This window comes from Meinhardsimonia xiamenensis, from assembly GCF_900102905.1.
Lineage (GTDB): Bacteria > Pseudomonadota > Alphaproteobacteria > Rhodobacterales > Rhodobacteraceae > Meinhardsimonia > Meinhardsimonia xiamenensis.
In genome coordinates, this window is the sequence record NZ_FNFV01000001.1 from 182,880 (window position 1) to 199,565 (window position 16,686).

Below are 16,686 nucleotides of genomic sequence, written 5' to 3' on the forward strand. Positions count from 1 at the left end.
CCACGGCTCGGCGCCGTGCCCGCCCTTCAGCGCCTCGGCGTCTTTCGCAGGCGCACGTAGAGGGCACCCTCGCCGCCGTGCCGGCGGTGGGCGGTGCCGACCTCGGCCACCGCCAGCGCCATCGGGCCGGTGCGAAGCCAGACCGGCACCTGACGGCGCAGGATTCCCCGCCGGTACGGAAAGGGCGGCTCCTCACGCCCGGATCCCTTGCCGGTGATGACCAGCACAAGCCGCAGCCCCCGCGCCTGCGCCGAGAGAATGAAGCGCGTCAGCGCCTCATGCGCCTCGTCAAGTGTCATGCCGTGCAGGTCGATGCGGGCCTCGGGTGCGGTCTTGCCCCGGGCGAGCCGCCGCAGGCTCCGGCGATCGAGGGAGATCGTCGCCTCTTCGCGCCGGGGTTCGGCGGCCGTCGTCGCCCATGTCTGCGCCTTCTCGCCGATGCGGAAAGGCTCGACCCGCTCCACGTGCTCCGGGGTATCGGGCACCGCGCCGGGCAGGACGGCAGCGCGCGGCGGCTCCAGCTCGCGCGGGGCGAGGGTCTCTGGCAGGCCTTCCAGCGGCCCCGCCCCGTTGCCGGCCCGCATGGGCCTGGCCGAAGCGGCCACCCGGCTCCAGAGCCGGCGCTCCTCCTCGGTAAGCCTGCGTTCGCGGCGCCGGCTCATCCCTGCCCCTCCGGTGCCAGCGCATAGGCCTGCGGGATGGGCAGCAGCACCACCAGCCGGCCGGGATCGCGGATCTTGCCCGCCGCCCGCCCCGCGGCGCGCCCGGTGCCAAAGAAGATATCCGCCCTTTGAGCGCCCTTGATGGCCGAGCCGGTGTCCTGCGCCACCATCAGCCGCCGCATCGGCGCGCGCCCGGCCTTTTCGATCCAAACCGGGGCGCCAAGCGGCACGAAGGCCGGGTCGACCGCCAGCGAGCGCAGGGGCGTGAGCGGCCGGTTCATCGCGCCGCGCGGCCCTTCATGGTCGGCGAGGTCATCGATGACGCGGAAAAAGACAAAGGACGGGTTGTGTTGCAGAAGCCTGCGCCCCTCCACGGGATTGCGCCGGACCCAGTTGCGGATCACCGCCGCCGAGACCTGATGCGGCGCGTAGATGCCGCGGCGCACCATCTCTTCGCCGATCGAACGATAGGGCCTGCCGTTGCTGCCGGCGTAGCCGACCCGGATGCCGCTGCCGTCGGGATAGCGGATGCGCCCCGAACCCTGGACATGCAGAAAGAACAGCTCCACGGGGTCATCCACCCAGGCGATTTCCAGTCCGCGTCCCTCGAGCGCGCCCGATTCGATTTCCGCGCGGGTCAGCCACGGGCCGGGATTGTCGCGCAGCTCCGGCGGCAGCCGATAGAGCGGATAGCGATAACGTGCCGTCGGCACCGGCGAACCGTTCAGCTCGGGTTCGAAATAGCCGGTGAAGAGCGGCGCGGCGCCATCCTCGATGAGCACCGGGCGAAAGAAGAGCTCGAAGAAGCTGCGAGCCGCCTCGGGCTTCGTCTGGGTGGCGAGTGCGCAGAGCGCCGGCCAGTCGGGGCCATCGAGATCCGGGCAGGTCTCGAGAAACACGGACAGCGCCTCGGCATGGTCGTCGGCGCTCCAGCCCTCGAGGTCTGCGAAGGTGAGCACGGTATGGCGCACCTCACCTGCCGAGGGCGCGGCGCTCATCGCGAGCCCTGCGGCAACCACGGCGGCAAGGCGGGCGCGACTCATTCGCCGGTGGCGACCAGCTTCCAGTTCGGATCTTCGTCGCCCATGATCCGCGCGAACGTCCAGGTGTCGCGCTGCTTCTTTATCTCGGTCGGGCTGCCCTCCACGATCTCGCCCTCGGCGTTGCGCACCACGCTGGTGATCTCCGCGACGAAGCGCACGGTGATCTCCGCCTCCCGCGTCTTGGGGTCGAAGTGCGCATCGACGATCTGGATGTCGCGGATCCCGACGAAATTCGCCTCGATGGTCAGACCCTGCTGGCGGCGCTGGTCGATCACCTCGGCAAAGCTTTCGTAAACCTCCCGGTCAAGCAGGGGCAGAAGCTCGTCGATCTCGCCGCGCTCGTAGGCCATGAGGATCATCTCGTACGCCGCGCGCGCGCCCTGCAGGAATTCGGTGACGGAGAAGTCAGGCTCCACCGCCTTCATCGCCGCGAGAGCGCGGGCGGCGTCGCTGTCGGCGGGAACATGGTCGGTGATGTCGCGATCAGGTCCGCCCTCGATGACCTCGAAGCCGGGGCGCCGCGGGGCTGCGTCTTCACGCGGCAGGGGCGCGGGTGGTTTCTCGAAACCCTCCCGCGTGCCGAGCACGCTGCGAAGCCGCAGGATCAGGAAGACCGCAATGGCGGCAAGCACCAGCAGCTGGATCAGGGAGGAGCCCATTCACGACCTCTTTCGCCCGGCGCGGCTTAAATCGCCGCCTTTCGCACCCTATGTAGGGTCTGGCTTGAGCCCTGTCCACCGGAGGCAGACGCGGCTGGAGGTTTTGCCATGTGGCTTTTTGCCATCTTTCTCGCGGTTCCGCTGGTGGAGATCGCGCTTTTCATCACCGTCGGCGGCGCCATAGGGCTGTGGCCGACACTTGCCATCGTCGTGCTCACCGCGCTTGTCGGCACATGGCTCGTGCGCAGTCAGGGTTTGCAGACCCTTCGCGCCCTGCGCGGGGCACTCGACAGGCTCGATGATCCGACCCGCCCCCTGGGGCATGGCGCGATGATCCTGTTCGCCGGGGCGCTTCTGGTCACGCCGGGCTTCTTCACCGATACGGTCGGGTTCCTGCTTCTCGTGCCCGGTATCCGCGAGGCGCTGTTCAGGGTCATCGTCTCCCATGCTCGCGTCGAAGCCTTCAGCGCCCACGTCGCGGCATCGCCGGGCCAGCCGAAGGGCGAGGTGATTGACGGTGATTACGAGGAAGTCGGCCCCGAGGCGCCCCGCCGCCCCACCCATCGCCCCGCCCGGCCGCCTTCGGGCTGGACACGGCATTGAGCCCGGCCGGTTCGCTTGCTAGAGGGCAGGGGAACCGGATTCAGGGAGAGACTCATGGCCGAGACCGGCAATGGCGCGCCCCAGCCAGGCGCGCAAGGCAACGAGGCGCAACAACCCGCGCAACCCCGCATGCAGGTTCTGGGGCAGTTCATCCGCGACCTGTCCTTCGAGAATGTGCTGGCCACGAAGGGCGCGCAGGGCGAGGTTCAGCCCGATGTCGAGGTGCAGGTGAAGCTTGACGCGCGCAAGCGGCCGACACCGAACCAGTACGAGGTGTACACCAAATTCACCATCACCTCGAAGAACAAGGCGGCCGAGGGCATCCTCTTCATTCTGGAGCTCGACTATGGCGGGCTGTTCCAGATCGAGAACATCCCCGAGGAGCAGCTTCATCCCTTCCTGCTCATCGAGTGCCCGCGCATGCTGTTTCCCTTCGTGCGCCGCATCGTCGCCGACCTCACCCGCGACGGCGGCTTCCCGCCGCTCAATCTCGAGAACATCGACTGGGTGGCGCTTTACCGGCAGGAAATCATGCGCCGCGCGGCCGAGCAGCAGGGCGGAGGCGCAGCCGGCACCGCCTGACGGCTCAGGCGAAGCGTCTCCACAGTGCCTCGGAACCCAGCCTCTTGACCGCCTCTTCATGCGCGGCGGCTTCGGCAGCGCTCAGCCGTGAGGGCAGCGGCCTGGGCCGTGGGCCGGCACGCCAGTCATCTTCGCGCGTGCCAGCACCCGCGGCCGCCGATCCTGCGCCGGCAAGGCCGAAATCGGGCTGTCGGCCGCCGATCAGCTCGAGATAGACCTCGGCGAGAATCTGCGAGTCGAGAAGCGCGCCGTGCAAGGTGCGGTTCGAGTTGTCGACGCCGAAGCGGCGGCACAGGGCATCAAGCGAAGCGGGCGCGCCCGGAAACTTCTGACGGGCGATGGCCAGCGTGTCGACGGCACGGCTCCACTCGATCCGGGGAAACCCCGCCCAGTCGAGCTCGGCATTCAGGAAACGCATGTCGAAGCTGGCGTTGTGGATGACCAGCTTCGCATCGCCGATGAAGTCGAGAAATTCGCCCGCGATCTCGGCGAAACGCGGCTTGTCGGCCAGGAACTCGTTGCTCAGCCCGTGCACCTGAAAGGCCTCCTCGGGCATGTCGCGCTCGGGGTTGATGTACTGGTGATACGTCCGCCCTGTCGGAAGGTGATTGACCAGCTCCACTGCACCAATCTCGACGATCCGGTCTCCCGCGTCGGGGTCAAGCCCGGTGGTTTCGGTGTCAAGCACGATCTCGCGCATCATCCAGTCGCCTTCTTATGTCTTCGATCACGCGACGCACCCGGGCGCGCGCGTGTTCCATGCTGGTTGTCTCGATCACGTAATCGGCGCGTCGCCGCTTCTCCGCGTCGGGCAGTTGCTTGGCCAGAATCGTCTCGAACTGCTCTTCGGTCATCCCCGGCCGCGCCATCACCCGCCGCCGCTGCACATCCGGCGGGGCGGAGACCACGACGATCGCGTCAACCTCATCTTCCGCACCCGTCTCGAACAGCAGCGGGATGTCGAGCACCACGATGTCACCCCTGGCATTTCGCAGAAACACCTCCCTGTCCCTCGCGACCAAGGGGTGCACGACCTTCTCGATCATGGCCAGCGCTTCGGGTTCTCGCGCGATGATCGCCCGCAAAGCCGCGCGATCGACCGCGCCATCGACGATCGCCTGCGGGAAAAGCCGCGCGATCTCGGCGACCGCCGCGCCTCCCGGCGAATAGAGGCGGTGCACGGCGGCATCCGCATCCCATACCTCCAGGCCCTCCTCGCGGAACATCGCGGCGGTAGTCGACTTGCCCATGCCGATGGAACCGGTCAGGCCAATGCGGAAGGGTCGATGCGCCTTCTTCATTCGGCGAGCACGATGCGCCTGAGTTCCTCGTCGACCTCGGGCCGCCGGCCGAACCAGCGCTCGAAGCCCGGCACCGCCTGATGAAGCAGCATTCCGAGGCCGTCCACCACGGTGCAGCCGAGCTCGCGCGCCCGGCAGAGAAATTCGGTCTCAAGCGGTGTGTAGACAAGGTCGTTGACCACCGCCTGCGGCGAGAGCGCATCAAGCGGGATGCGCAGCGGCGGCTTGCCGGTCATGCCGAGGGAACTTGCATTGACCACGGTCACGCAGCCTTCAAGCATGTTGCCGGCCTGCACCCAGTCATGCACGACGACCTTGTTGCCGAAATCGTCATGCAGCGCTTCGGCGCGCGCGCGCGTGCGGTTGGCAAGCCTGATCTCGGGCGCGCCCGCCTCGCTCAGCGCCGCGATCACCGCGCGCGCCGCGCCACCGGCCCCGATGACCGCCGCCGGTCCGGCACGCGGATCCCAGCCAGGGGCGTTCTCGCGCAGGTTCTGCAGAAATCCGTAGCCGTCGGTGTTGTCCGCGTGAATGAACCCGTCGGGCCGGAAGATCAGCGTGTTGGCCGCGCCGATCAGCGTCGCTCGATCGGTAACGAGATCGGCGATCCGCAGCGCCGCCTCCTTGTGCGGTATGGTCACGTTGGCGCCCACGAAACCCATCTTGGGCATCTCGCGCAGCACCGATTCAAGATCGGCCCGCGAAACATCGAGCGGCACGTAATGGCCTTTCAGGCCATACTTCCTCAGCCAGTACCCGTGCAGACGCGGCGACAGGCTGTGCGCCACCGGCGAGCCGATCACGGCGGCGAGAGGAATGCGCGGATGGTCGTTCATGAGCTTATGGCGCCACGCTCGGCCAGATAGTCAAGCACTTCGAGAAGCGGCATGCCGAGGGCGGAAAACCAGTCCCCCTCGATGCGTGAAAAAAGCCGTATACCTTCGCCCTCGAGCATGAACCCCCCCACGCAATGGCGGATCTCCGGCCAGTTTCGCGCCACATAATCATCAAGCCAGCCGGGCGACATCCGCCGCATGGTCAGCGCCACGCTCGAGACGTGGCGCCACACGGGCCGGCCCGCCTCGCAGATGACGGCCGCCGCGTGCAGATGATGGGTCTGGCCCGCCAGCTCGTCAAGCTGGCCGCGAAGCTCTTCGGGCGTTCCAGCCTTGGAGTGAATGCGCCCGGCATGTTCGAGAATCTGGTCACTGCCGATCACCAGCGCCTGCGGATGCGCGGCCGAAACCTTGCGCGCCTTCTGGGCCGCAAGTTCGGCGGCGATGTCACGCGCGCGGGCACCCTCGGCCTGCATCGCGCTGCGCAGCGCCGCCTCGTCGATGCGTGCCGGTCTCACCGCTGCCTCGACCCGGGCCTGCCGCAGCATGGCCGCGCGGATCGCTGACGACGAGGCGAGGATGATCTCCTGGCTCATGAATGACTCTGTGGATTTCCCTGTGATCTGGCTCGGGTCAGTCGCCGGATATCCCGGCGGCGCCGGTGGCTTGCGGTGTATCCCCCGGCGCATGGCTCGATTTGGCAGCTTTCGCTCCACAGGGAAAGCGGTTTTTGCCGCCTGTGGAAGAATCGGCTGCGAACGTGCCCTTTCGCGAAATGCAAGTGATTCACGTTTCGGTTGTTCTCATCCAAGAGACTGATTTTTATGAGTTTTTTATGTGGCATCGGGAGGCGTGGCAGCTTTGCTGCACGAGCAAGGCAAGGCTTGCCTGTGCACCACTCTGGGGAATATGCGTTAATCCACACCATCCACGGCACCTACCATAGACAACCACTTTTCTTTTCCTTTCTTTTTTCTGAGACTGGCCGTCAGCGCAGGAGAGCAGGGATGTCCGAGTTTCTGATCGCGGCTTATCCGTGGGTGAAGAGCCTGCACGTCATTTCCGTGGTGGCGTGGATGGCCGGGTTGTTCTACCTGCCGCGCCTGTTCGTGTATCACGCAGAGTCCGTGCGCGCCGGAAGCGAAACCGATCTGCTGTTCCAGACCATGGAATGGAAACTGCTCCGGGTGATCATGAACCCGGCGATGGTGGCGACCTGGGTGTTCGGAATCCTTCTGGCCCTCACGCCGGGCATCGTGGATTGGGGGGCCGTCTGGCCTTACAGCAAGGCGGTAGGCATCGTCGGGCTCACCTGGTTCCACCACTGGCTGGCGCGCAGGCGCAAGGAATTTGCCAGCGGACAGAACACGCGATCAGGCCGCCAGTACCGGGTGATGAACGAATTCCCCACACTGATGCTCGTCGTCATCGTGATCTCGGTGATCGCGCGTCCGTTCTGAGCGATACGCGATTGACAGACAGGCGGCGAGCGCTTAGGTGAGCGGCAGCGCGCCGGCCGGTGCGTCGCTCTCCCCATTGCACGTCGCGCCCGACATCGCTGCCCGCGACAGAGGTTTTCCATGAACGAAACGCGTCTGAACCTTTCCGATCTGAAGGCGAAAAGCCCCGCAGACCTTCTGGCCATGGCGGAGGAGCTCGAGATCGAGAACGCCTCGACCATGCGCAAGGGCGACATGATGTTCGCCATCCTCAAGGAACGCGCGGAGGAAGGCTGGACGATCGGCGGCGACGGTGTGCTGGAAGTGCTGCAGGATGGCTTCGGATTCCTGCGTTCGCCGGAAGCGAATTATCTGCCGGGCCCGGATGACATCTACGTCTCGCCGGACATGATCCGCCGTTATTCGTTGCGCACCGGCGACACTGTTTCGGGCGTGATCCGCGCCCCGCGGGACAATGAACGTTACTTTGCGCTGGTCGAGGTCGAGCAGATCAACTTCGAGGATCCCGAACGCGCGCGGCACAAGATCAACTTCGACAACCTGACGCCGCTGTACCCGAACGAGCGGCTGAAGATGGAGATCGAGGATCCGACCATCAAGGACCGTTCGGCGCGGGTCATCGACCTTGTCGCACCCATCGGCAAGGGGCAGCGCTCGCTCATCGTTGCACCGCCCCGGACCGGCAAGACGGTGCTCTTGCAGAACATCGCCCATTCCATCGAGCGCAACCACCCGGAGTGCTACCTCATCGTGCTGCTCATCGACGAGCGGCCCGAAGAGGTGACCGACATGCAGCGGAGCGTGAAGGGCGAGGTCATCTCCTCGACCTTCGACGAGCCGGCAGCACGGCATGTGGCGGTGGCCGAAATGGTGATCGAGAAGGCCAAACGCCTCGTCGAGCACAAGCGCGATGTCGTCATCCTGCTCGATTCGATCACCCGTCTCGGTCGGGCCTACAACACCGTCGTGCCGTCCTCCGGCAAGGTGCTGACCGGCGGTGTCGACGCGAATGCGTTGCAGCGGCCCAAGCGCTTCTTCGGCGCTGCCCGGAACATCGAGGAGGGCGGATCCCTGACCATCATCGCCACGGCGCTGATCGAGACCGGCAGCCGGATGGACGAGGTGATCTTCGAGGAGTTCAAGGGCACCGGCAACTCCGAGATCGTCCTTGACCGGAAGGTGGCCGACAAGCGGGTGTTCCCGGCCATCGACATTCTGAAGTCCGGCACGCGCAAGGAGGAGCTCCTGGTGCCGCCCAAGGATCTTCAGAAGATGTATGTGCTGCGGCGTATCCTCAACCCGATGGGAACCACCGACGCCATCGAGTTTCTGCTCTCCAAGCTGAAGCAGACGAAAACCAACGCGGAATTCTTCGATTCCATGAACGCCTGATGGCGGCCAGGCCGTCACGTCACGATGGACACGATCTTTGCCCCAGCAACGCCGCCCGGCAAGTCGGGCGTGGCGGTTGTCCGCGTGTCCGGTCCGCGCGCGCATGAGGTGGTGCGCGCGCTTGCCGGCGACGTGCCGGAACCGCGGCGTGCGAGCCTGCGACGATTGCGCGATCGCTCGGGGGCGGTGATCGACGAGGCGCTGGTTCTGGTGTTTGCGCCCGGCGGGAGCTTCACCGGCGAGCCATCGGCGGAGTTTCAGCTCCATGGCAGCCCGGCGGTGGTGGCGCGGATGCGGCGCGTTCTGCTTGAGGAGCAGGGCCTGAGGCTGGCGGAGCCGGGCGAGTTCACCCGGCGAGCCCTCGAGAACGAGCGGCTCGACATTGCCCAGGTCGAGGGGCTTGCCGACCTCATCGAGGCGGAAACCGAACTTCAGCGGCGGCTTGCGCTGCGCGTGTTCTCGGGGGAGATGCGGCAGCGGGTCGAAAGCTGGCGGGAGAGGCTGATCCGGGCCATGGCGCTTGTCGAGGCGGTGATCGACTTTGCCGACGAGGAGGTTCCGGAAGACGTATCGGAAGAAGTCACCGCGCTTCTGGAGGACGTCCGCGCCGAGCTTACGCGCGAGATCGAGGGTGTTCGTGCAGCGGAACGACTGCGGGAAGGTTTCGAGGTCGCGATACTGGGTCGTCCGAATGCGGGAAAATCAACTCTCTTGAACAGGCTTGCCGGGCGCGAGGCGGCGCTGACGTCGGAGATCGCGGGGACGACGCGCGACGTGATCGAGGTGAGGATAGATCTCGACGGTCTTCCGGTGACGTTTCTCGACACGGCAGGGTTGCGCGAGACGGATGATGTGGTCGAGGCGATGGGCGTCCGGCGCGCGCTTGAACGGGCGCGGGCGGCGGATCTGCGCATATTCCTCCAGGTCGAGGACGAGGTGTTCCCCGAGCTGCGGCCGGGTGATATTGTCGTGGCGGCAAAGGCCGATCTGCGGGATTCGCGCGAGGGCGTGTCGGGGCTCACCGGCGAGGGCGTCGATCGGCTTCTCGATGAGGTGAAGGAAAAGCTCGGCAGGATCGCGTCGCTACCCGTGACGGCGACGCGGGAGCGGCATCGTCAGGCGATGCAGGCGGCTGTTGCGGGAATCGATCGTGCCGTGGAGGAGGTGAGACAGGGCGAGGCGCGTTTGGAGATCGCAGGAGAGGAGTTGCGGGCAGTGGTCGCCTCGTTGAGCGGTCTTGTCGGCTACATCGACGTAGAGCATGTGCTTGACGAGATCTTTTCGCGGTTCTGCCTTGGGAAGTGAGAGGTGTTTCACGTGAAACACGAGCGGTTCGACGTGATCGTGGTTGGTGGCGGACACGCCGGATGCGAGGCCGCCGCTGCGGCGGCGCGCGCGGGGGCGCCTACGGCGCTGGTCACGTTGAAGACTTCCGCCATTGGCGTGATGAGTTGCAATCCGGCGATCGGTGGTCTTGGCAAGGGGCACCTCGTGCGCGAAATCGATGCGCTCGACGGCGTGATGGGTCGGGTGGCCGATGCGGCAGGCATTCAGTTTCGGCTCCTCAACCGCAGCAAGGGACCGGCGGTTCAGGGACCGCGCGCACAGGCGGACCGCAAGCTGTATCGCGAGGCCATGCAGCGCGAGATTGCCGCGACGCCCGGATTGACGGTGATCGAGGGCGAGGTTGTTGATCTCAAGGTGGAGTCGGGTGCGGTTGCCGGTGTTTTGCTCGGGTCCGGCGACACGATAACTTCGGGAGCCGTGGTTCTGACAACCGGGACGTTCCTGCGCGGCGTCATTCATATCGGGGAGGAGCGGCGCGCCGGTGGTCGAATGGGAGAGGATCCCGCCGTTCGTCTGGCGGAGAGGCTCGACGACTTGGGTCTTCCCAAGGGACGGCTGAAGACGGGGACGCCGCCGCGCCTCGACGGGCGAACCATAGACTGGGAGCGTCTCGAGGCGCAGCCGGGGGACGGGGACCCCGTCATGTTCTCGTTTCTTCACACGAGACCGTTCGTCCGGCAGGTCGCTTGCGGGATCACTCATACCAATGAGCGGACCCACGAGATCATCCGCACGAACCTTGGGCGCTCAGCGATGTACGGCGGGAGGATCGAGGGCGTGGGGCCGCGCTACTGCCCGTCCATCGAGGACAAGATCGTGCGCTTCGCGGAGAAGACGTCACATCAGGTGTTTCTCGAGCCAGAAGGCCTGAACGACTCAACGGTCTATCCCAATGGTTTGTCGACTTCACTGCCGGTCGAGGTGCAGGAAGCGTATATCCGGTCGATCACCGGGCTCGAGCAGGCTAGGATCCTCCAGCCGGGTTACGCGATCGAGTACGACTATATCGATCCCCGGGCCCTCACCCGTGCGCTTGAGCTGCGCGAGCTGCCGGGGCTGTTTCTGGCCGGCCAGATCAATGGCACGACCGGCTACGAGGAGGCCGCCGCGCAAGGGCTTGTTGCCGGGTTGAACGCGGCGCGCAAGGTCCTTGGCGAGGCGCCGCAGCACTTCAGCCGAGCCCAGAGCTACATTGGCGTCATGATCGACGACTTGGTGACGCGCGGCGTCACGGAGCCGTACCGCATGTTCACGTCCCGGGCCGAATATCGCCTGTCGCTCCGGGCCGACAATGCAGACCAACGGCTGACCCCGCTCGGTATCGATCTCGGGCTCGTCAAGGAATCGCGTCGCCGGGCGTTCCTCGGCAAGATGGAACGCCTGCGCGATGGTTGGCAGCGGCTTGAAGCGATGTCTGTGTCACCCCGGGAAGCGCAGCGCGTCGGGATCAATCTGAGCCAGGATGGAAAGCGCAGGAACGGTGTCGAGCTGCTGGCGCTCAACGGCGTTTCCTGGGAGCAGTTGCGAGCGCTCGATTCAGGGCTTTCAGCGGTTGACCCTGCGATTTCCCGCCAACTCAAGTGCGATGCGCTCTATGCCAGCTATGTCGAGCGCCAGAAGCGAGATGTGGAGGCTTTGCGGCGGGACGAGGCGCGCGCGATACCCGAGGCGCTTGATTACGACGCGCTTGGCGGCCTTTCCGGCGAACTGCGGGAAAAGCTGAAACGGGTGCGCCCGGAAACCGTAGCGCAGGCAGCGCGGATTGAGGGCATGACACCGGCCGCGCTCACGCTGATCATCGGTGCTATCAAGAAACATGAGCGCCGCTGTGCAAGCTGAGTCACAGTCGCAGCAGTATAAGGAAATGTTTCGTCTCGCCTTGAGCCTGAATGAGGGCGAGCTCGAGGCATTCCAACGCTATGCGGACTTGCTGCAAAGGTGGTCGGGCGCGATCAACCTGGTGGCGCGATCGACGCTGGGCGATGTGTGGCGCCGGCATTTTCTCGACAGCGCACAACTGGTCGAACTGGTCGGAAATTCGGATGGCACCTGGGTGGACTTGGGCTCTGGTGCCGGGTTTCCTGGGCTTGTGGTGGCCATTCTCGCCAAGAGGCGGTTCCCCGACATGTCGGTAACGCTGATCGAGGCCGATCAGCGGAAGGCTGCGTTTCTGCGGAGCGTTTCACGTGAAACATCGACGCCCGTCCGGATCATCGCCGATCGTGTCGAGCGCGTCCCGCCTCTTGGGGCGCGAATCGTGAGCGCGCGGGCTTTTGCACCCCTGCCTGATCTGCTGGACCACGCTTCGCGCCACCTCGCGCCTGGCGGCGTCTGCCTGTTTCCGAAAGGCCGGAATTTCAGAAGCGAAATCGAGCGCGCGCGAAAAGAATGGCACTTCACATGCGAGGCCATTCCCAGCAGAGTCGAGGATGACGCGGCCATACTCAAGATCGGAGAGATCGAACGTGCCTGACCCGAGCAGCGGAACATTGTCGAAAATCATCGCCATCGCCAACCAGAAAGGCGGTGTGGGAAAGACCACGACAGCGATCAACCTTGGCGCCGCGCTCGCGGCGGAGGGCTTTCCCATACTCATTGTCGATCTTGACCCGCAGGGCAACGCCTCAACCGGCCTGGGTCTGGAAAGCGCCGCGCGCGGTCTCACCACCTATGATCTGCTTCTCGAGGATGCGCCGATCGACGAGGTGATCCGGCCAACGAAGGTTCCGGGCCTGTCGATTGCCCCGGCAACAACCGATCTCAGTTCTGCCGACATCGAGCTCGTGGCCAACGAAAAAAGAAGCTTTCTGTTGCGCGACGCATTGCGCCAACCCGCGCTCAGACGGCATCGTTTCAGTTTCATCCTGATTGATTGCCCCCCATCCCTCAGCCTTCTGACCGTCAATGCCATGGTGGCGGCGGACTCGGTTCTGGTGCCCTTGCAGAGCGAATTCTATGCCCTGGAAGGCCTTAGCCAGCTGTTGCTGACGGTGCGCCAAGTGCGGCAAAGCGCGAATCCGGCGCTGCGCATCGAGGGTGTGGTGCTGACCATGTATGACCGGCGCAACAATCTTTCGCAGCAGGTGGAAAGCGATGCACGGGAAAACCTCGGCGAGCTGGTGTTCAACACCATCATCCCGCGCAATGTGAGGATCAGCGAGGCCCCGTCCTACGCCATGCCGGTGCTCGAATACGATCCGGCGTCGAAAGGCGCGCTGGCATACCGCGATCTTGCGCGAGAACTGCTGGCCAGGAACGGTATTGAACAGAAGGAGCGGGTGCAGGCATGAACGACAGGAAACCGGAACGGCGTGGCCTTGGGCGGGGTCTCTCTGCGCTTATCGGCGACGTCACACCGAACGAGATGGTGCAGACACCGGAAGGTCCGGCGCCCAAGCCCGAACAATTCATCCCGATAGAAAAGATCCATCCCAATCCGGATCAGCCGCGGCGCAGCTTTTCGGAAGAGGCGCTCGCGGAGTTGGGGCGCTCGATCAAGGAGAAGGGAATCATTCAGCCGCTGATCCTGCGGCGCAGCAAGCGGAATCCGGGAGAATACGAGATTGTCGCCGGCGAGCGCCGCTGGCGCGCGGCGCAACTCGCCCAGCTGCACGAAGTTCCCGCCATCATCCGCGACCTTGATGACTCCGAAGTTCTCGAAGTCGCCATCATCGAAAACATTCAGCGTGCCGACCTGAACCCGATCGAGGAGGCGTGGGGTTACCGGCAACTGATGGAGCGGTTCGGCCACACCCAGGAGCAGATTGCCGAGGCGCTTGGCAAGAGCCGCAGCCATGTGGCCAACATGCTGAGGCTGCTGCAGCTGCCCGAGGAGGTGCAGCAGATGGTGCGGGAGGGCAAACTCTCAAGCGGCCACGCCCGCGCGCTGATCACCACCGACAATCCCCTTGAGCTCGCGCGGCAGGTGGTGACGAAGGGCCTCTCGGTTCGGGAGACGGAAAAGCTTGCGAAGACCGCGAAGGGCGAGGAGCCGACGCAACAGAAGAAGCCGCGCGTCAAGGCGGAGAAGGATGCCGATACCCGCGCGCTCGAAGCTGATCTTTCGGCCAATCTCGGGATGAGCGTTTCCATCGAACATGGCGGCGACGATGGCTCGGGCCGCATGGTGATCCGCTACCGCTCGCTCGACCAGCTGGACACGCTCTGCGCGCTGCTGTCGGGCAGCCGCATCTGAGCGCGGAGCGCAGCGCTCAGCCGTCCGGCAGCAGTTCCCGGAGAATCGCGTTCAACACCGGCCGGCCACGGCCGGTGAGCCGGAGTCGGCCGGAATCGAGACGCAAAAGCTCCTCCCCGACGAGCGTTTCGAGAATTGCCTGATCCGGCTCCCAGGCATTGAACGAGGCGAGGCGGCCGAGGTCACAGCCTTCCGCAAGGCGCAGCGACATCATCAGATAGTCGCCGGCCTGCTCTTCCGGCCCGATTTCGGCGCGCAGCGTTTCCCCTGAGCCCCGCGTTTCCACGGCCTCGAGCCATGCGCCGGGCTGAAGCGGGGTTTCGGTGGCAAGCCGGCGGCCTTCGCGGGTGAACCTGCCGTGCGCCCCCGGTCCGACGCCCACATAATCGCCCTGCCGCCAGTAGATGAGATTGTGGCGTCCCTCGAACCCGGGCCGGGCGTGGTTGGAGATCTCGTAGGCGGGCAGCCCCGCCGCGGCGCATATGTCCTGGGTGAGCAGGTACATTTCGGCGGCAAGATCATCATCCGGCAGCCCTGGCAGGCGCCCCCGCCGCAATCGGTCACCAAAGGCGGTGCCGTCTTCGATGGTCAGCTGATAGAGCGACAGGTGATCGGGTCCGAGACCGATGGCCCGCGTCAGCTCCTCGCGCCAGTCCTCCAGTGTCTGATGCTGGCGGGCGTAGATCAGATCAAAACTGACACGCGCGAAGATGCCGCGCGCCAGCTTCAGCGCGGCGAGCGCCTCTTCGGCACTGTGCAGGCGGCCGAGTAGTTTCAGCGCCGCATCGTCAAGCGACTGCACCCCGATCGACAGGCGGTTGACCCCGGCATCGGCGTAACCTCGGAAGCGGCGGGCTTCGGCGGAGGTCGGATTTGCCTCGAGCGTGATCTCGATCCCGCTTGCCGGCTCCCAGGCGGAGAACGCCGCCTCGATGACATCGGCAACGGTCTCGGGCTCCATCAGGCTGGGCGTGCCGCCGCCGAAGAATATGCTGTCGAGCCGGCGCCCTGACAGTTCATTTCCGTAACGGGCAATTTCGGCACGAAGCGCCGCGCGCCAGCGGGATTGATCGACATTGGCCACGACGTGGCTGTTGAAGTCGCAATAGGGGCATTTGGCCTGGCAGAACGGCCAATGCACATAGAGCCCGAAACCGGCGGTTTGCCAGTTTTCAACGGAAGCAGGCGTCGACAAGTTTCGCAAAGGCTCGGGCACGATGGCTCATGGCGTGTTTTTTCTCCGGCGCCATTTCGCCGAAGGTTTCGGTCTCGCCATCGGGCAGGAAGATGGGGTCATAACCGAAGCCCCGCTCCCCGCGCATCGGCCAGACCACCTGACCCTCGACGGCGCCTTCGAATATCTGGTCGCGCCCATCCGGCCAGGCAAGGCACAGCGTGCAGACAAACCGCGCCCGCCGGGGGAAGGGGGCGTTCCTTTGTTCGAGGAGCGTCCATGTCTTTTCCATCGCGAGTCGGAAATCGCGGCCCGAGGGTGTTTCGGCCCAGTCGGCGGTGTGCACGCCGGGGGCGCCGCCCAGCGCCTCGACCTCGATGCCGCTGTCATCCGAAAGCGCAATCAGGCCCGAGGCGCGCGCCGCGGCGTGGGCCTTGATCCGCGCGTTGCCGGCAAAGGTTTCCTCCGTCTCCGCGGGTTCCGGCAGGCCGAGTTCGCCAGCGGAGGTTACCGTGACCCCGTAAGGTTCAAGCAAAGCGCGAATCTCGCGCAGCTTGCCCGCGTTGTGCGTGGCAATCACGAGTCGCTCGCCTCGAAGGTTGCAACGGTCAACCAACGGCCGCCTCCTGGGCTTCAACCAGCTCCTTCACGCCCTTTTCCGCAAGGGTCATCAATTCTGACATTTCTTCGCGGGAGAACGTCGCCCCCTCGGCCGACATTTGCACCTCGACCAGCCGCAGCGAGCCGGTCATCACGAAATTGCCGTCAACCCCGGCTTCGCTGTCTTCGAGATAATCCATGTCGAGCACCGGCTGCCCGGCATAAATTCCGCAGCTGACCGCGGCGATGTGGTCGGTGATCGGGTCGGTCGTGACCTCGCCGGCTTTGATCAGCTTGTTCACGGCCAGACGCAGCGCCACCCATCCACCGGTGATTGCCGCGCAACGCGTCCCGCCATCCGCCTGCAGCACGTCGCAGTCCACCGTGATCTGCCGTTCGCCCAAGGCCACGCGGTCCACCCCGGCCCTGAGCGCCCGGCCGATCAGGCGCTGAATTTCCTGCGTGCGGCCGGACTGGCCCACCTTCGCCTCGCGGCGCATGCGCGTGTTGGTGGCGCGGGGCAACATGCCGTATTCGGCGGTGACCCAGCCAAGGCCGGTGTTCTTGAGAAACGGCGGCACCTTTTCCTCGATGGTGGCGGTGCAGAGCACATGCGTGTCGCCGATGCGGATGATGCATGAGCCCTCGGCGTGGCGAGTGACGCCTGTCTCGATTGAAATCGGGCGCATCTCGTCTAGATTCCGGTGCGATGGGCGCATGGTGCCGATACTCCTTTGGATTTCGGGCCTGATATCCGCCGTGCGACCAGAACTTCAAGGGCGATTGACGCCAGAGCGGCGTGTTCCATAAATGGCAGACCGATCTTCGGGCA

19 protein-coding genes are annotated in these 16,686 nt (G+C 65.3%); 9 read left to right on the forward strand and 10 right to left on the reverse strand.

Going from position 1 to position 16,686, the window contains the following annotated elements; translation table 11 throughout:
- Nucleotides 1–26 precede the first annotated feature (26 nt).
- Genes BLQ14_RS00885 through BLQ14_RS00895 form a run of 3 tightly spaced genes read right to left on the reverse strand, consistent with a single transcriptional unit; the run spans nucleotide 27 to nucleotide 2,364 of the window.
- On the reverse strand, nucleotides 27–662 hold the full coding sequence (locus BLQ14_RS00885; RefSeq protein ID WP_092497252.1) for a Smr/MutS family protein: 636 nt from the start codon (nucleotides 660–662) through the stop codon (nucleotides 27–29).
- Nucleotides 659–1,705 carry a murein transglycosylase A gene (mltA, locus tag BLQ14_RS00890; protein ID WP_092497254.1) on the reverse strand — a complete coding sequence of 349 codons (1,047 nt, stop codon included), beginning with the start codon at nucleotides 1,703–1,705 and terminating at the stop codon, nucleotides 659–661. Before mltA ends, BLQ14_RS00885 begins: the two co-directional genes overlap by 4 nt.
- Nucleotides 1,702–2,364, reverse strand: a complete 663-nt coding sequence (locus tag BLQ14_RS00895) for a Tim44/TimA family putative adaptor protein (protein WP_092497256.1) — start codon at nucleotides 2,362–2,364, stop codon at nucleotides 1,702–1,704. Before BLQ14_RS00895 ends, mltA begins: the two co-directional genes overlap by 4 nt.
- A 108-nt stretch (nucleotides 2,365–2,472) precedes the next feature.
- Between BLQ14_RS00895 and BLQ14_RS00900 the strand changes: the two genes are divergently transcribed.
- Both BLQ14_RS00900 and secB read left to right on the forward strand, forming a co-directional pair.
- Complete coding sequence (locus BLQ14_RS00900; RefSeq protein WP_092497258.1) at nucleotides 2,473–2,967, forward strand: FxsA family protein; 495 nt, start codon at nucleotides 2,473–2,475, stop codon at nucleotides 2,965–2,967.
- A gap of 54 nt (nucleotides 2,968–3,021) precedes the next feature.
- Nucleotides 3,022–3,549 (forward strand): protein-export chaperone SecB, encoded by a 528-nt coding sequence (gene secB / locus BLQ14_RS00905; RefSeq protein ID WP_092497260.1) that lies wholly within the window; start codon nucleotides 3,022–3,024, stop codon nucleotides 3,547–3,549.
- A gap of 4 nt (nucleotides 3,550–3,553) precedes the next feature.
- Here the strand turns inward: secB and dnaQ are convergent, their stop codons facing one another.
- From dnaQ to BLQ14_RS00925, 4 genes are read right to left on the reverse strand one after another with little or no spacing between them, the layout of a single operon-like run.
- Nucleotides 3,554–4,249, reverse strand: coding sequence for a DNA polymerase III subunit epsilon (dnaQ, locus tag BLQ14_RS00910; protein WP_092497262.1), 696 nt, complete (start codon nucleotides 4,247–4,249; stop codon nucleotides 3,554–3,556).
- On the reverse strand, nucleotides 4,230–4,850 hold the full coding sequence (gene coaE / locus BLQ14_RS00915) for a dephospho-CoA kinase (protein WP_092497264.1): 621 nt from the start codon (nucleotides 4,848–4,850) through the stop codon (nucleotides 4,230–4,232). Before coaE ends, dnaQ begins: the two co-directional genes overlap by 20 nt.
- The gene (locus BLQ14_RS00920) at nucleotides 4,847–5,686 is read right to left on the reverse strand and encodes a shikimate dehydrogenase (RefSeq protein WP_092497266.1); all 840 of its coding nucleotides are present in this window, start codon (nucleotides 5,684–5,686) and stop codon (nucleotides 4,847–4,849) included. Before BLQ14_RS00920 ends, coaE begins: the two co-directional genes overlap by 4 nt.
- Nucleotides 5,683–6,282, reverse strand: coding sequence for a Maf family protein (locus BLQ14_RS00925; RefSeq protein ID WP_092497268.1), 600 nt, complete (start codon nucleotides 6,280–6,282; stop codon nucleotides 5,683–5,685). The genes BLQ14_RS00920 and BLQ14_RS00925 overlap by 4 nt, the downstream gene beginning before the upstream one ends.
- A 411-nt stretch (nucleotides 6,283–6,693) precedes the next feature.
- Between BLQ14_RS00925 and hemJ the strand changes: the two genes are divergently transcribed.
- The 7 genes from hemJ (at nucleotide 6,694) to BLQ14_RS00960 (ending at nucleotide 14,080) form a co-directional block, all read left to right on the forward strand.
- Entirely contained in the window at nucleotides 6,694–7,146 is a 453-nt protein-coding gene (gene hemJ, locus BLQ14_RS00930; RefSeq protein ID WP_092497270.1) for a protoporphyrinogen oxidase HemJ, read from the forward strand.
- A 120-nt stretch (nucleotides 7,147–7,266) separates the two neighbouring features.
- Nucleotides 7,267–8,538: a transcription termination factor Rho gene (rho, locus tag BLQ14_RS00935; RefSeq protein WP_092497272.1), complete on the forward strand. Its 1,272-nt coding sequence runs from the start codon at nucleotides 7,267–7,269 to the stop codon at nucleotides 8,536–8,538.
- 24 nt (nucleotides 8,539–8,562) lie between these two features.
- Nucleotides 8,563–9,843: a tRNA uridine-5-carboxymethylaminomethyl(34) synthesis GTPase MnmE gene (mnmE, locus tag BLQ14_RS00940; RefSeq protein ID WP_092497274.1), complete on the forward strand. Its 1,281-nt coding sequence runs from the start codon at nucleotides 8,563–8,565 to the stop codon at nucleotides 9,841–9,843.
- A 12-nt stretch (nucleotides 9,844–9,855) separates the two neighbouring features.
- Nucleotides 9,856–11,724, forward strand: coding sequence for a tRNA uridine-5-carboxymethylaminomethyl(34) synthesis enzyme MnmG (gene mnmG, locus BLQ14_RS00945; protein WP_092498278.1), 1,869 nt, complete (start codon nucleotides 9,856–9,858; stop codon nucleotides 11,722–11,724).
- Between the two features lie 25 nt (nucleotides 11,725–11,749).
- Nucleotides 11,750–12,358, forward strand: coding sequence for a 16S rRNA (guanine(527)-N(7))-methyltransferase RsmG (gene rsmG, locus BLQ14_RS00950; RefSeq protein WP_092497276.1), 609 nt, complete (start codon nucleotides 11,750–11,752; stop codon nucleotides 12,356–12,358).
- The gene (locus BLQ14_RS00955) at nucleotides 12,351–13,175 is read left to right on the forward strand and encodes a ParA family protein (RefSeq protein ID WP_092497278.1); all 825 of its coding nucleotides are present in this window, start codon (nucleotides 12,351–12,353) and stop codon (nucleotides 13,173–13,175) included. Before rsmG ends, BLQ14_RS00955 begins: the two co-directional genes overlap by 8 nt.
- Entirely contained in the window at nucleotides 13,172–14,080 is a 909-nt protein-coding gene (locus BLQ14_RS00960) for a ParB/RepB/Spo0J family partition protein (RefSeq protein WP_092497280.1), read from the forward strand. Before BLQ14_RS00955 ends, BLQ14_RS00960 begins: the two co-directional genes overlap by 4 nt.
- A 16-nt stretch (nucleotides 14,081–14,096) precedes the next feature.
- On the opposite strand, the gene hemW is transcribed toward BLQ14_RS00960, so the two are convergent.
- From hemW to rph, 3 genes are read right to left on the reverse strand one after another with little or no spacing between them, the layout of a single operon-like run.
- On the reverse strand, nucleotides 14,097–15,275 hold the full coding sequence (gene hemW / locus BLQ14_RS00965; RefSeq protein WP_092497282.1) for a radical SAM family heme chaperone HemW: 1,179 nt from the start codon (nucleotides 15,273–15,275) through the stop codon (nucleotides 14,097–14,099).
- Entirely contained in the window at nucleotides 15,253–15,834 is a 582-nt protein-coding gene (gene rdgB, locus BLQ14_RS00970) for an RdgB/HAM1 family non-canonical purine NTP pyrophosphatase (RefSeq protein ID WP_245656795.1), read from the reverse strand. Before rdgB ends, hemW begins: the two co-directional genes overlap by 23 nt.
- A gap of 28 nt (nucleotides 15,835–15,862) precedes the next feature.
- The gene (rph, locus tag BLQ14_RS00975) at nucleotides 15,863–16,573 is read right to left on the reverse strand and encodes a ribonuclease PH (RefSeq protein WP_092497286.1); all 711 of its coding nucleotides are present in this window, start codon (nucleotides 16,571–16,573) and stop codon (nucleotides 15,863–15,865) included.
- Between the last annotated feature and the right edge of the window lie 113 nt (nucleotides 16,574–16,686).